Genomic DNA, 12779 nt, shown 5'->3' with positions numbered 1-12779 from the left:
TTCAGCGCCTGCGAGCCAGAGTGCAACGATTAAAACAGATCGTTGAGCATTAGCCCGACGCCGACGCGCGTTTGGTTAAAGTTATAGTCGATAAGCGACTCGCCATAGCCGCTGTAGATCTGCGTATAGGCGCGAACATGTTTGGTAATGGGATAGCTCACGCCAAGTTCCGCCCCGCCGTAGCCGGTGTTCCAGTTGTATTGCCCCTGCGCGCTGAGGATCGCCTCTCCCAGCTGGTAGCCCACCTTCAGCCGGTAATAGCCCATATATTTGGTGATATCCGGGTTATCATCGGTGTTGCCCACCACATACCAGGGCTTCACTTCCACCAGCCAGTTACCGTTTTGCGCCATCAGGCGGGCATAAAGCCGATTCCAGCTGCGCGAGGTGGGGTCGGAACGCCCATTCGAGTCGTGGTTATACCCCATCTCGATATCGCGCAGCGTCCAGCCGGCAAACTGGTAGTCGGTCGCAAAGCCCAAAAACAGCTGGGGTTCATAATTGGTTTCGCGAAACGGCGCCGACTCTTTGCTGTTAGAGAGCTGCCACCAGGATTTCTGGGTATAGGACGCGCCCAGCAGCGAATTATCGCCCAGGATACCGCGCCACAGCGGGAACGCCAGGCTTAGCTGAAACTTCACTTCATCTTTACGGGCATTTTCGGCCCAGTCATAGCTGCGGATCGCCTCTTTATTGAGGTCGCTGGTCCACGTATAGAGCAGATAGTTGCTCTCATAAGGGTAGAGCAGGAAAGGATTATCATGGTCCTGGAGCAGGTTGGCGATAATGCTGCCGCGCACTGCCGGTTTGTCGTGTACCGACGCGTCCTGCGCCATAACACCGGCCGGTAGCGCGCACAGCGCCACCAGGCAGGCCAAAGAGATACGCATGCTGGTCTCCTGAAAAATAGTTTTTATTTTTGTTTAACCTGAAGCCATTCTACCTGTTTATTAATCACCTGCCCCCTAATCCGCTCCGAAAGTGGAAATCAATATTTTAGAAGCATAAAATCAACATTTTATTAACGAATGGAACCGGTGTTATGTCTGAACTTACTGCCGAAGCAGCCCTGAAACTGGTAGGGGAGATTTTCGTCTATCACATGCCGTTTAACCGCGCCCTCGGTCTAGAACTGGAACGCTACGAAAAAGCGTTTGCCCAGCTTAGCTTTAATAATCAGCCGATGATGGTCGGCAACTGGGCGCAAAGCATTCTGCATGGCGGGGTGATCGCCTCCGCGCTGGACGTTGCCGCTGGCCTGGTCTGCGTCGGCAGTACCCTTACCCGCCATGACACCATCAACGAAGAAGAATTGCGCCAGCGGCTTTCCCGTATGGGAACCATCGACCTGCGCGTGGACTACCTGCGTCCGGGCCGCGGCGAACGTTTTACCGCCACCAGCACCCTGCTGCGCGCCGGCAATAAAGTGGCGGTTGCCCGCGTGGAACTGCATAACGAAGCTCAGGTCTATATTGCCAGCGCAACGGCCACCTATATGGTGGGTTGATTGGCCAAAATCGAGTAACATCACTCTCTTTGGCAATGGATTTTACCGATGGATGCGAAACAGACGCGGTTGGGGATCATTCTGGCCCTCGCCGCCTACTTTATCTGGGGTATCGCGCCAGCGTACTTCAAACTTATCTACTATGTTCCCGCCGATGAAATTTTGACCCATCGCGTGATCTGGTCTTTCTTCTTCATGGTGGCGCTCATCAGCGTCAGCCGCCAGTGGCCACAGGTGAAAAAGCTGTTGAAAACGCCGCGCAAGATCTTCCTGCTGGCGCTCTCGGCAGTGCTGGTCGGCGGTAACTGGCTGTTGTTCATCTGGGCGGTGAATAACCACCATATGCTGGAAGCCAGCCTCGGCTACTTTATCAACCCGCTGGTGAATATTTTGTTGGGGATGATTTTCCTCGGCGAACGCTTCCGTCGTCTGCAGTGGCTGGCGGTGCTCCTCGCCTTTTGCGGCGTGCTGGTCCAGCTGTGGACCTTTGGTTCGCTGCCGATAATCGGCCTTGGGCTGGCTTTCAGCTTTGCCTTTTACGGCCTGGTGCGAAAGAAAATTGCTGTCGATGCGCAAACCGGCATGCTGGTGGAAACGCTGTGGCTGCTGCCGGTGGCGGCAATCTGGTTGTTCGGCATCACCGACAGCCCGACCAGCCATATGGGCGAGAACCCCTGGTCGCTCAATCTGCTGCTGATGGCCGCGGGCGTGGTGACCACCATCCCTTTGCTGTGCTTTACCGGGGCGGCAACGCGTCTGCGGCTCTCCACGCTGGGCTTTTTCCAGTACATCGGTCCAACGCTGATGTTCCTGCTGGCGGTGACATTCTACGGCGAAGTGCCGGGCAAGGATAAAATGGTGACCTTTGGCTTTATCTGGGTCGCGCTGGCGGTGTTTATCGTCGATGCGCTGTATACCCAACGCCGGTTGCGCAGAGGCTAAGCCTGCATCAGCCAGTAAAGAAGGGAGCCGACGCTCCCTTTTTTTACAGCCAGTTTTTACGCTTGAAGTAGAGATATGGCGCCAGGCCGGCCAACATCATAAACACGATGGCTCCCGGATAACCAAAGCTCCAATGCAGCTCCGGCATAAATTCAAAGTTCATCCCGTAGCTGGAGGCCACCAGAGTTGGCGGCAGGAATACCACCGAGACCACCGAGAAGATCTTGATAATGCGGTTCTGCTCGATATTGATAAAACCCATCGCCGCCTGCATCAGGAAGTTCACCTTCTGGAACAGCGATTCGTTGTGCGGCAGCAGAGATTCGATATCGCGCAGGATCTCCCGCGCCTGCTCCAGCTGGCCCGCCGGCAGGCGCGCCTTGCGCACGAGGAAGTTCAGCGCGCGCTGGGTATCCATCAGACAGAGGCGCACCTTCCAGCCGATATCTTCCAGTTCCGCCAGCGTCGACAGCGCTTCGTCGTACTCGTCGCCCTGATGGCCTTCCATAATGACGCGGCTCAGCTTTTCCAGGTCGCTGTAGATGTTTTCAATTTCATCCGCCAGCTGCTCGATTTTGGTCTCGAACAGGTCGAGCAGCAGTTCGTAGGCGTTGCCGTCGACCAGCGTCTGGTTACGCACGCGCATACGGTAGAGGCGGAAAGCGGGTAGTTCGCGCTCGCGCAGTGTGAACAGGCGGCCTTCGCGGATGGTAAACGCCACGGTAGAGTTGCCGGCGTGATCGTCGGCATCTTCAAAAAAGAAGAACGAGTGGATGTGTAACCCGTCTTCATCTTCAAAGAAACGCGCGGAGGCTTCGATATCTTCCAGTTCCGGGCGCGTCGCCAGGTTTTGACCCAGTTCCGTCTGCACGCGGCTTCGCTCATCGTCGTCAGGCTCGACCAGATCGACCCACACCGAGCTGGCGAGGTGTTTGATCTCATCGGCTTCCAGGCGCGTTAAACGATTGTTTTCCAGTTGAAATGCGCTCAGCATGACCGGGACTCCCAATGCAAAAAAATTATCGGACAGTTCGGTGGGCACACAGAAACAAATTGGGTTTCAGACCATTAAGCCTGACTCAGCGCGACGGGAATGGGGCAGGTCGCTGACAACCGCTAAGGCTATCAGCATAAGAGGATAGCCTTAGGAGTTGTTCCTGAATGACAGGAAGTTGAGCCAGCATCTACTGGGTGTGTCCAAGGCGAATGTCCTCTTAGCGTAATCGTGCGCGCATGTTACGCCAGCGCAAAATCGGCGTCAACACGCAACGGAACGCGAAAGCGCAAATCAGGCGCCTTAACGTATAAAGGTAGCAGAATATTACAAAATAATGATATTTTTCTTAAAGTTACACTGCCTCCAGCCGGGCGTAAGCCGCCACCAGCCATTTGATTCCCTGGCCCTGAAAAGCCACCTGCAGTCGGCTGTGCTCGCCGCTGCCTTCGAGGTTGACAATAGTGCCTTCGCCAAACTTCGGATGCCGTACGCGCTGGCCTAACTTGTAGCCGGTATCGCTCTCGGCAATCGGCGCGCCCAGTCGCTGATGGTTTACCGGGCGGCTCACCGTGGCTCGCAGACGCACTTCTTCTACGCACTCCTGCGGCAGCTCGCCGATAAAGCGCGACGGGCGGTGATAAACCTCTTTCCCGTACAGACGGCGGGTTTCCGCATAGGTCAGCGTCAGCTTCTGCATGGCGCGCGTTACGCCGACGTAGGCCAGGCGACGCTCCTCCTCCAGGCGGCCGCCTTCATCTAGGGCCATCTGGCTCGGGAACATCCCTTCTTCGACGCCGACGATGAACACCTGCGGGAACTCCAGCCCTTTCGCCGAGTGCAGGGTCATCAGCTGAACCGCGTCCTGCCAGGTGTCCGCCTGCCCCTCGCCCGCTTCCAGCGCGGCGTGGGAGAGGAACGCCTGCAGCGGCATCAGATCTTCATCTTCTTCGTTGTAGCTGAACTGGCGCGTCGCCGTCACCAGCTCCTCTAAGTTTTCAATACGGGTCTGGCCCTTCTCGCCTTTCTCCTGCTCGTACATCGCGCGCAGGCCGGAGTCTTTAATCACCCGATCGGTCTGAACGTGCAGCGGCATATCGGTGGTCTCCTGCGCCAGCGCGTCAATCAGCTCCATAAAGCGCTGCAGGGCGCTGGCGGCGCGACCGGCCAGCGCTTTTTCTTTCAATAGCTCGCGACTGGCCTGCCACAGCGTCAGCTGGCGATCGCGCGACGTCTGGCGCACCACGTCCAGCGTGCGGTCGCCAATGCCGCGGGTCGGCGTATTAACCACTCGCTCGAACGCCGCGTCGTCGTTGCGGTTGGCGATAAGGCGCAGGTAAGAGAGCGCGTCTTTGATTTCCTGACGCTCGAAGAAGCGCATGCCGCCGTAGATACGGTACGGCATGCTGGCCTGCAGGAGGGCCTCTTCCAGCACGCGCGACTGGGCGTTACTGCGATAGAGAATGGCGCATTGCTCCAGCGCACCGCCGTTCTCCTGCCAGGTTTTAATTCGGTTCACCACAAAGCGCGCTTCGTCGAGATCGTTGAAGGCGCAGTACAGCGAAATCGGCTCGCCGTCGGCGCCGTCGGTCCACAGCTTTTTGCCCAGCCGACCGTTGTTGTTTTCAATCAGGGCGTTGGCAGCGCTGAGAATATTGCTGGTCGAGCGATAGTTCTGCTCCAGGCGGATGGTTTCCGCGCCGGGGAAGTCGTTAAGGAAGCGCTGAATGTTCTCGACCTGCGCGCCGCGCCAGCCATAGATAGACTGATCGTCATCGCCGACGATCATCACCTTGCCGGTATCGCCCGCCAGCAGGCGGATCCAGGCGTACTGAATGTTGTTGGTATCCTGGAATTCATCGACGAGAATATTGGTGAAGCGCTCGCGGTAGTGCTGCAGGATATGCGGTTTGTTCAGCCACAGCTCGTGGGCGCGCAGCAGCAGCTCGGCGAAGTCCACCAGCCCGGCGCGGTCGCAGGCTTCCTGATAGGCCTGATAGACCTTCTGCCAGGTCTGCTCGACCGGATTGCCGTAGCTCTGAATATGATGCGGGCGCAGTCCTTCATCTTTCTGGCTGTTGATGTACCACATTGCCTGGCGCGGCGGCCACTGTTTCTCATCGAGGTTCATCGCCTTAATCAGACGCTTCAGCAGACGCAGCTGGTCTTCGCTGTCGAGGATTTGGAAGTCCTGCGGCAGGTTGGCATCCAGATGGTGCGCGCGCAGCAAACGGTGCGCCAGGCCGTGGAAGGTGCCCACCCACATGCCGCCCTGGGTGGTGCCCATCAGCTGGCCGATACGGTGACGCATCTCCGCCGCCGCTTTGTTGGTAAAGGTCACCGCCATAATGGAATACGGGGAACAGTTCTCCACGCTCAGCAGCCAGGCGATACGGTGCACCAGAACGCGCGTCTTACCACTGCCCGCCCCTGCCAGAACCAGCATATTGGTGCGCGAGGCCGCTACGGCTTCACGCTGTTTGTCATTAAGGCTGTCGAGCAGGTAAGAAACGTCCATTGGCACCGCCGGAAGAGAAGGGGTTCCACGAACCCCTGTTAATATATACAGAGTGACTGGTGATTATATCAGCGAGGTCAGAGATGCCAACCGTGAAATTTCAATATGCGGCAGCAGGCGGCTGTCCGCGGTGTGCATCAGGTCCGCGCCTTGCGGTTTGATCCAGCAGGCCTGCATCCCACAGCGAATAGCGCCGGCCACGTCGGTAGTCAGATCATCGCCGACGTGCAGAATCTGCCCGAGCGGCACATTCAGACGCTCCGCCGCAAGGTGGTACATGTCGGCAAACGGCTTGGAGCGGCCATCCGGCCCGGCGCGCAGCACGAAGCGGAAATAGTCGCTCAGACCGAACAGTTCCGGGCGGGCGTTGCCATTGGTAATCGCCACCAGCGGCCACTTCTCCGCCAGCTTCGCCAGCGTATCGTGGGTCTCCTGCGGGACATCGACGCGGCTGCGCCAGTGGGCGAAGTGTTCCATCGCCGCATCGGCCCCCGCTTTCGCCGCTTCGGCGGAGAGCCCGGCATTACGCATACCTAACTCCAGCGCACGGTGGCGCCAGACGGTCACGTCATGATAAATCTCAGGTTCAGCAGCCAGCAGCGTCTGACGCAGCTGATTAAGCTCATGGGCGTCGAACTGGCTGAGCGAAGGATGGTAGCTGCGCACAAAGGCCAGCGACTCGTGCATCGTCCGGTCAATCACCGGGCGGTTATCGTAAAGGGTATCGTCCAGGTCAAACGTCAGCGCGGAAATCTGGCCCAGAGGTCGGTAAAAACGCATTATTTCCCCCGTTTAGCGCGCGGATGCGCGGCATCGTACACCGAGGCAAGGTGTTGAAAATCAAGATGGGTATAGATTTGGGTGGTGGAGAGGTTAGCATGCCCCAGCAGCTCCTGCACGCCGCGCAGATCGCCGCTCGACTCCAGCATATGGGTGGCAAAGGAGTGGCGCAGCTTGTGCGGGTGCACATGGCTGTTCAGCCCCTGCTTAATGCCCCACTCGGCGAATCGCTTCTGTACGTTGCGCGCCGAAATACGTTTGCCCAGCTTCGACAAAAACAGCGCGTCGTCGTCGGTACCGAACAGGCCGCGCAAATCCAGCCAGTGCTCAATCCATGCCACCGCGTTGCGACCGATCGGCAAACGACGCTCCTTACTGCCTTTGCCCATCACCCAGACCTCACCGCTTTCGAGATCGAGGTGTTTGATATCCAGGTTGACCAGTTCGGACAAACGCAATCCCGCGCCGTACATCACCTCCAGCATCGCCCGATCGCGCACCGCCAGCGGATCGTTGAGATCGATATCCAGCAGTCGATTGACGTCATCGACGTCAATATTTTTTGGCAGGTGGCGGGGAATTTTCGGCGCGGCAATCCCCTTCGCCGGATTGGCGCTGAGCTCGCCCTGGCCGACCAGCCAGTCGAAGAAACTGCGCAGCGCCGACAGGCGAAGCGCCAGGCTTGCCGGGCCTAACCCCGCGCGGCGACTACGCACCGCAAAGCTTCGCACCTGAGCGGCATCGCACTGCGACCAGCTTTTCAGGCCCGCCTCATCCGCCAGGGCGATCAGCGCGTCCAGCTGTCGCTGGTAATTCAGTAACGTGATCGGGCTGAGCTGGCGTTCAACGCCAAGATGGCGAAGAAAGCGGGCGACGGCGGAGAAGAGAGGAGAATCGGTCATGCGCGTTCAATCCAGCGCTCCAGCAGGCCGGGCAGCATCTGGGCAATCTCCTGCAACAGCTGCGTCCCCTGCCCTGGCTGATAATGCTGCGCATCGCGGCTGCTGAAGAGCATCACCCCCGGGGCATTATCGCCCCCCAGCAGCGATATCGCCACAGACCCAATGGCCTTCGCCTCCGGCAGCACCACCAGCAGCTCCGGGCCGTTCAGCGGTCCAAGATAGTGGCGCGCCTGGCCCAGACGTTGAATACGGATCGGCTCAAACGCCTGCCGGTTTAATGCCAGATGGGTAAACTTCGAGGGCGCGCCGAGGCGCCAGCAGTCAGGAAACAGGCGCACCGTGGCGCCCGCCAGCCCCAGCTCGCGTGCCCAGCGGTGAAGGCGGTTGAGCATATCGTCGAGGCTCTCCGCCGCCGCCAGCCGCGTTTGCAGCTGCAGCAGACGCTGGAACAGGCTTTCATTAGCGACCGCCTGCTCCATCAGCAGCGACATATTCTCTTCCAGCACATGAATATGGTTACGCGCCCGCATCATGTGCCACTCCACCAGCGAAATCGTACCGCGTACCGGATGCGGGACGCGGAGATGTTCGACCTGGGCGGCATTACGAATAAAAAATTCAGGATGTTGCAACAGATAGTCCACCACTGCGCGATCGTTCAACGCGCTGGCAACCTCCTGCTGTTCTTCCCCGATTGGTTTCATAAATGAATAAATCCATCATAGACATGGGCCGCCGGGCCGGTCATAAACAGCGGCTGGCCCGGGCCTTTCCAGGCGATATCAAGACGACCGCCGGGTAATTCCACGCGTACCGTTTCCGCCAGCAGCCCCTGCTGGATCCCCACCGCCACCGCGGCGCAAGCGCCGCTGCCGCAGGCCTGGGTTTCCCCCGCGCCGCGTTCGTAGACGCGCAGACGGATATGAGACCGACCGACCACCTGCATAAAGCCGATATTGGCGCGCTCCGGAAAACGCTCATGGCTTTCCATCACCGGGCCGAGAGTTTCCACCGCCGCCGTATCCACATCATCAACCTGGATGACGCAGTGCGGATTTCCCATGGACACCACGCCGCACAATACTGTCTGCTCGGCGGCACGCATGATATAGGTCTTTTCCGCTTTGTTGGCGCGGAACGGCACCTGGGACGGCTCGAAGTTGGGCTCGCCCATGTTCACCCGCACCAGATCGTCTTCCGTTACGCTTAATACCATACGCCCGTTAGCCGTACTCACGCGGATATCACGTTTATTGGTCAGGCCTTTCAGCCGGACGAAGCGGGCAAAACAGCGTGCGCCGTTGCCGCACTGCGACACTTCGCTGCCGTCGGCGTTAAAGATCCGGTAGTGGAAATCCAGATCCGGATCGTAGGGCGGTTCGACGACCAATAGCTGATCGAACCCGACGCCAAGGTGGCGATCCGCCAGGCGGCGAATCAGCTCCGGCGAGAAAAAAACATTCTGCGTTACCGCGTCAACGACCATAAAATCGTTGCCAAGGCCATGCATTTTAGAGAACTGCATCATCTACTCCAGTTGCGCGGAACAGAACGTTATCGTTAGTAATTGACCTGGCTCGGACCACCGGTATCGCCACGATCGTTACGATCCGGCGTTGCGCTCTGAATGCCAGGGTTAACCGGTTTGGTCGGCGGCGGCGCGGTTTTGTCCGCCGGTGGGAAATAGAGAGGCCCTTTCAGACCGCAGCCGGTCAGGCTGAAGATCGCAAACAAAACGGCAAGCGTAGGAAAAACGTTTTTCATTGATAGTTGCCCGTGATTTATTCTTTCTGCTTTCTATCATCGCAGGAGAAGACGTAAAAGCAAGCCTTTAGCATCCGACTGCGCGCGCTTTTGTTTCGCGCTATACTGCGACCCATCTTCAAAAATCAAAAAAGCAGAATCAAATTATGAACGACAGTGAATTCCATCGCCTGGCCGATAGCCTGTGGATGACCATCGAAGAACGTCTGGACGACTGGGACGGCGATAGCGACATCGACTGCGAAATCAACGGCGGCGTGCTGACCATCAGCTTTGAAAACGGCAGCAAAATCATTATTAACCGTCAGGAGCCGCTGCACCAGGTGTGGCTGGCCACCAAACAGGGCGGCTATCACTTCGATCTCAAAGGCGACGAGTGGATCTGCGATCGCAGCGGCGAAACCTTCTGGGATCTGCTGGAGCAGGCGGCGAGCCAGCAGGCCGGTGAGACGGTGAAATTCCGTTAATGACGTGTTTCCCGGATAGCGGCGCATCGCGCCTTATCCGGGCCAAATCTACGAGTAGCGCTGCTGCAGCACCGGCGAGGCGGTAACGTCCTGGCTGGTGGGTATCGCGGCGGCAATCGCCTGAGTGCGGAAAGGGATCACCTGGGTGCGCCCGTCTACCTCGACAATCTGATAGAACTGCGGCAGGTTGAAGTTGATAAAGCTGGAGCCGTAGGTGAAACGATCGTGCGATGACGAATAGAAGCGGCTGACGTCGCGCACCAGCTCCTCTTTACTGCCCTCGCAGTGATGATAGACCTCGGCGCGGTTGCTCTCATCAAGAATATAGATGTTAAAGCCGCTGTCGTTGTTATCCGCGTCTTCAAAGAAGAACTGAATAATCCCTTCGCTGGCGAAGCCATCCACCACCGCCGGCAGCTTAACGTGATTGGTTTCCACCTGCACCGACAGCCCGTGCAGCTTGTTGTGCGAGATAGCGCCGTAGAACTCAATGGCGTTTTCCAGCTTCTGCACCGAAACGTTAAGCCGCTCGAAGAACAGCCCCCACGTCTGGCCGGAGACGCGCAGCGCTTTGAAGCGCCCGGTATCCTGGCGGGTACTGGAGAGACGCAGTTCGATACATTCGGAGATCATCTGCTGCACGCGGGTGCGGATCAGGCCGCGCAGGTGCTGACTATAGCAGAACACCTCCACGCTGTCCGGCGGCGCGGCGTCCTGGTGCATTTTGCCGAGGATCGTTTTCAGCGCCTCGATCATCGCCTGTTCGCCGTTAAAGTGCAGCGTACGCACTTCGTTCCACGAGTTGCGATACAGCAGGTCGACGCTGCCGATCAGGCATTTTTGCTCTTCGCCGAAGCTGAAAACATCCAGCTTACGGAAATCGAAGTGCACCACCTGGTTGCGGAAGGCCGCGGTTGGGTCATATTCGAGGTTGACGATAATCGCCAGGTGGCGGATTTCGCACGGGCTGTACAGCGCCTTTGGCGTCGGCGCCGGCAGGCGCAGCGGGAAGTGGTGCGACACGTCGGCCACCATCTCCTGCAGCTTCGCCAGATCGACGATGCCGTTGCCCTTAATAAACAGGCGGGTGCGTGAGGTCAGCAGGCCGTTAAACCAGGCCCAGGCCACCAGCTTATTAAGATAACGGTTATATTCCAGCGGCTGATGGCTGATGATCGATTCCATGTCCGGCGCGCGGTTGTACAGATACCAACCGGTACGGTTGGCGCGGCCCGGCGGCACGTGGATAAAGGTCAGGTTCGGTTCCGACAGATCCGGCGAAATTTGCGGGTTTACCAGCGTCACTTTCCCCGGCAGCGCTTCAAAGGCCGCATACAGCTTACGGGTCAGCACGCCAATATCCTGCGGGCTGGCGGAGACGCTAAGGTTATTGCGCCGCGCGAAGCGGATCAGATTACGATAGCTCTGCATCATGGCGTCGAGCAGTTCGTTGTGCGCCTTGCGCACTTCATCGATTTTCCAGTTGGCGCGGTTGTCGAGCATCATCAGACGCTTTTCGTCCCAGCCCCAGGCATTCACCAACTGGCTGACAACTTCGCGACGCCAGCCGACGCAGGCGCGTTCGCGGCTGAGTTTTTCACAAACTTTCAGGTAGAAGCAGCGGCGCACCAGATCGAGGCGGGTTTCATCTTCGATGGCCTGCAGATAGGTGGTCACGCGCTCCAGCATCATGCAGTACGGGTCGAGGCCGAAGGAGACAATCTCCCCGTCGTGCAGACGCTGTTTGATATCTTTCGCTAACAGGCGGTTATTGGGGTATTCCCAGGAGTAGGCTTCCAGCAGCAGCGTTTTCAGCACCGCTTTATAGGGGGAGTCGATACTTTTATACAGCTGCCACAGGCTGGCGCCGAAGTACTCTTCCGCCGACAGCGAACTGAGGCCGCCGAGATCGAGCCATTCGTTAGGCGTCAGCACGCCCTGGGCATACAGCCCCATCACGTAATCATCGTAATGCTCTTCTTCATCGCACGGCACCATATTCCACAGAATACGCTTGCCGGCGAGGCGCACCGCGGTGCGGTAGAACTCATCAAGCAACAGGATATGCTGGGTCGAACCGCAGTCTTCGCCGCCGAGGCTACCGCTTTCGTTATGACGGAAACGGTTTTCGTCGATCAGGAAGAAGCTGACTTCCACGCCGAGCGAGGCAGCCCAGCTCTCAAGCAGGCTGCATTTTCGCTGCAGCAGCTGACGCTCTTCGCTATCCAGCCAGGCCTGGTGACATACCCAGATATCAAGATCGGAAGAGCAGCTCTGGCCGACGGAGGAAGTACTGCCCATCGAGTAGACGCCGGTGATCGGCAGCTCGCCTTTCGGCGGCTCCTGAGTCTGCATACCGCGATGCAGTTCCAGTTCTTCAAGATAGTGGCGTTGGGTTTCATCAGGCGTGTAGAGGCAAATGCCACGGGGAACGTTACCGTCAAGGTAACCCGGCATCAGCGGGTGATGATAATGTAATAACGTTGGCAGTAGACTGTAAACCTGCTGGAAAGCGGGTCCCATGGCAGCAAGCGCGCGATCCACGCGCAATTGGTTGATGGCATCCAGTCTCTGTTTCAGTGTCTCAATATAGAGGTACAAGACATATCGCCTGATGTTCAAAAACCCGAGGTACAATAGTACGGAGGATTTCAGTATTTCAACAAAAACCGTCACCATTCGTCGTCGGTGTGGTTGTGATGAGCAGCGGACTGACAAATGGTTTAAAACGTGATCAATTTAACACCTTGCTCATTGACCGTAAAGAAAGATGCGCTACATACAAGTGTAGCACCGTTTATTACCTGTAAATTCCTCACTACGCCTCCGGCAACCGCCACGCGCATGAAAGGTTAAAAAAGAGTGGGCCGGAGCCACCTCCCACATAAACCGTGAAAACTAACAT

The 12779-nt window shown here is 57.8% G+C and carries 13 protein-coding genes; 3 read left to right on the top strand and 10 right to left on the bottom strand.

Annotated elements, in window-relative coordinates; translation table 11 throughout:
- Positions 1-29: 29 nt before the first annotated feature.
- Positions 30-890 carry a phospholipase A gene (gene pldA / locus HMPREF1024_RS02340; protein ID WP_002883408.1) on the bottom strand — a complete coding sequence of 287 codons (861 nt, stop codon included), beginning with the start codon at positions 888-890 and terminating at the stop codon, positions 30-32.
- A 152-nt stretch (positions 891-1042) separates the two neighbouring features.
- Between pldA and yigI the strand changes: the two genes are divergently transcribed.
- Both yigI and rarD read left to right on the top strand, forming a co-directional pair.
- Positions 1043-1507, top strand: a complete 465-nt coding sequence (yigI, locus tag HMPREF1024_RS02345) for an acyl-CoA thioesterase YigI (RefSeq protein ID WP_002883404.1) — start codon at positions 1043-1045, stop codon at positions 1505-1507.
- Positions 1508-1555: 48 nt separating this feature from the next.
- Complete coding sequence (gene rarD, locus HMPREF1024_RS02350; protein WP_004187777.1) at positions 1556-2449, top strand: EamA family transporter RarD; 894 nt, start codon at positions 1556-1558, stop codon at positions 2447-2449.
- Between the two features lie 43 nt (positions 2450-2492).
- Here rarD and corA read toward each other — a convergent pair whose 3' ends face one another.
- The 8 genes from corA to HMPREF1024_RS02385 form a co-directional block, all read right to left on the bottom strand.
- Positions 2493-3443 carry a magnesium/cobalt transporter CorA gene (corA, locus tag HMPREF1024_RS02355; protein ID WP_002883400.1) on the bottom strand — a complete coding sequence of 317 codons (951 nt, stop codon included), beginning with the start codon at positions 3441-3443 and terminating at the stop codon, positions 2493-2495.
- 150 nt (positions 3444-3593) lie between these two features.
- Positions 3594-3650, bottom strand: coding sequence for a YsgD/CorL family protein (gene ysgD, locus HMPREF1024_RS32200; protein WP_349815745.1), 57 nt, complete (start codon positions 3648-3650; stop codon positions 3594-3596).
- Between the two features lie 148 nt (positions 3651-3798).
- Complete coding sequence (gene uvrD, locus HMPREF1024_RS02360; protein ID WP_002883398.1) at positions 3799-5961, bottom strand: DNA helicase II; 2163 nt, start codon at positions 5959-5961, stop codon at positions 3799-3801.
- Positions 5962-6024: 63 nt separating this feature from the next.
- Entirely contained in the window at positions 6025-6741 is a 717-nt protein-coding gene (gene yigB / locus HMPREF1024_RS02365; RefSeq protein WP_004146477.1) for a 5-amino-6-(5-phospho-D-ribitylamino)uracil phosphatase YigB, read from the bottom strand.
- Positions 6741-7643: a tyrosine recombinase XerC gene (xerC, locus tag HMPREF1024_RS02370; protein ID WP_002883396.1), complete on the bottom strand. Its 903-nt coding sequence runs from the start codon at positions 7641-7643 to the stop codon at positions 6741-6743. Before xerC ends, yigB begins: the two co-directional genes overlap by 1 nt.
- Complete coding sequence (locus tag HMPREF1024_RS02375) at positions 7640-8347, bottom strand: DUF484 domain-containing protein (protein WP_002883395.1); 708 nt, start codon at positions 8345-8347, stop codon at positions 7640-7642. The genes xerC and HMPREF1024_RS02375 overlap by 4 nt, the downstream gene beginning before the upstream one ends.
- Positions 8344-9168 carry a diaminopimelate epimerase gene (dapF, locus tag HMPREF1024_RS02380; RefSeq protein WP_002883394.1) on the bottom strand — a complete coding sequence of 275 codons (825 nt, stop codon included), beginning with the start codon at positions 9166-9168 and terminating at the stop codon, positions 8344-8346. The genes HMPREF1024_RS02375 and dapF overlap by 4 nt, the downstream gene beginning before the upstream one ends.
- A gap of 35 nt (positions 9169-9203) precedes the next feature.
- On the bottom strand, positions 9204-9407 hold the full coding sequence (locus tag HMPREF1024_RS02385) for a lipoprotein (protein WP_002883392.1): 204 nt from the start codon (positions 9405-9407) through the stop codon (positions 9204-9206).
- Between the two features lie 146 nt (positions 9408-9553).
- Between HMPREF1024_RS02385 and cyaY the strand changes: the two genes are divergently transcribed.
- On the top strand, positions 9554-9874 hold the full coding sequence (gene cyaY / locus HMPREF1024_RS02390; RefSeq protein ID WP_002883389.1) for an iron donor protein CyaY: 321 nt from the start codon (positions 9554-9556) through the stop codon (positions 9872-9874).
- A gap of 48 nt (positions 9875-9922) precedes the next feature.
- On the opposite strand, the gene cyaA is transcribed toward cyaY, so the two are convergent.
- Positions 9923-12475 carry a class I adenylate cyclase gene (gene cyaA, locus HMPREF1024_RS02395; protein ID WP_002883383.1) on the bottom strand — a complete coding sequence of 851 codons (2553 nt, stop codon included), beginning with the start codon at positions 12473-12475 and terminating at the stop codon, positions 9923-9925.
- Positions 12476-12779 lie beyond the last annotated feature (304 nt).

The organism is Klebsiella sp. 4_1_44FAA, assembly GCF_000238715.1.
Lineage (GTDB): Bacteria > Pseudomonadota > Gammaproteobacteria > Enterobacterales > Enterobacteriaceae > Klebsiella > Klebsiella pneumoniae.
The sequence above is the reverse complement of the archived record's forward strand: the minus strand, read 5'-3'. Positions and strand labels throughout refer to the sequence as shown.

Excerpts from the sequence above, each read along its gene's own strand:
- rarD (WP_004187777.1), top strand. The coding sequence starts at position 1,556 with ATGGATGCGAAACAGACGCGGTTGGGGATCATTCTGGCCCTCGCCGCC.
- corA (WP_002883400.1), bottom strand. The coding sequence starts at position 3,443 with ATGCTGAGCGCATTTCAACTGGAAAACAATCGTTTAACGCGCCTGGAA.
- yigB (WP_004146477.1), bottom strand. The coding sequence starts at position 6,741 with ATGCGTTTTTACCGACCTCTGGGCCAGATTTCCGCGCTGACGTTTGAC.
- xerC (WP_002883396.1), bottom strand. The coding sequence starts at position 7,643 with ATGACCGATTCTCCTCTCTTCTCCGCCGTCGCCCGCTTTCTTCGCCAT.
- HMPREF1024_RS02385 (WP_002883392.1), bottom strand. The coding sequence starts at position 9,407 with ATGAAAAACGTTTTTCCTACGCTTGCCGTTTTGTTTGCGATCTTCAGC.
- uvrD (WP_002883398.1), bottom strand. The coding sequence starts at position 5,961 with ATGGACGTTTCTTACCTGCTCGACAGCCTTAATGACAAACAGCGTGAA.
- yigI (WP_002883404.1), top strand. The coding sequence starts at position 1,043 with ATGTCTGAACTTACTGCCGAAGCAGCCCTGAAACTGGTAGGGGAGATT.
- HMPREF1024_RS02375 (WP_002883395.1), bottom strand. The coding sequence starts at position 8,347 with ATGAAACCAATCGGGGAAGAACAGCAGGAGGTTGCCAGCGCGTTGAAC.
- dapF (WP_002883394.1), bottom strand. The coding sequence starts at position 9,168 with ATGCAGTTCTCTAAAATGCATGGCCTTGGCAACGATTTTATGGTCGTT.
- pldA (WP_002883408.1), bottom strand. The coding sequence starts at position 890 with ATGCGTATCTCTTTGGCCTGCCTGGTGGCGCTGTGCGCGCTACCGGCC.
- cyaY (WP_002883389.1), top strand. The coding sequence starts at position 9,554 with ATGAACGACAGTGAATTCCATCGCCTGGCCGATAGCCTGTGGATGACC.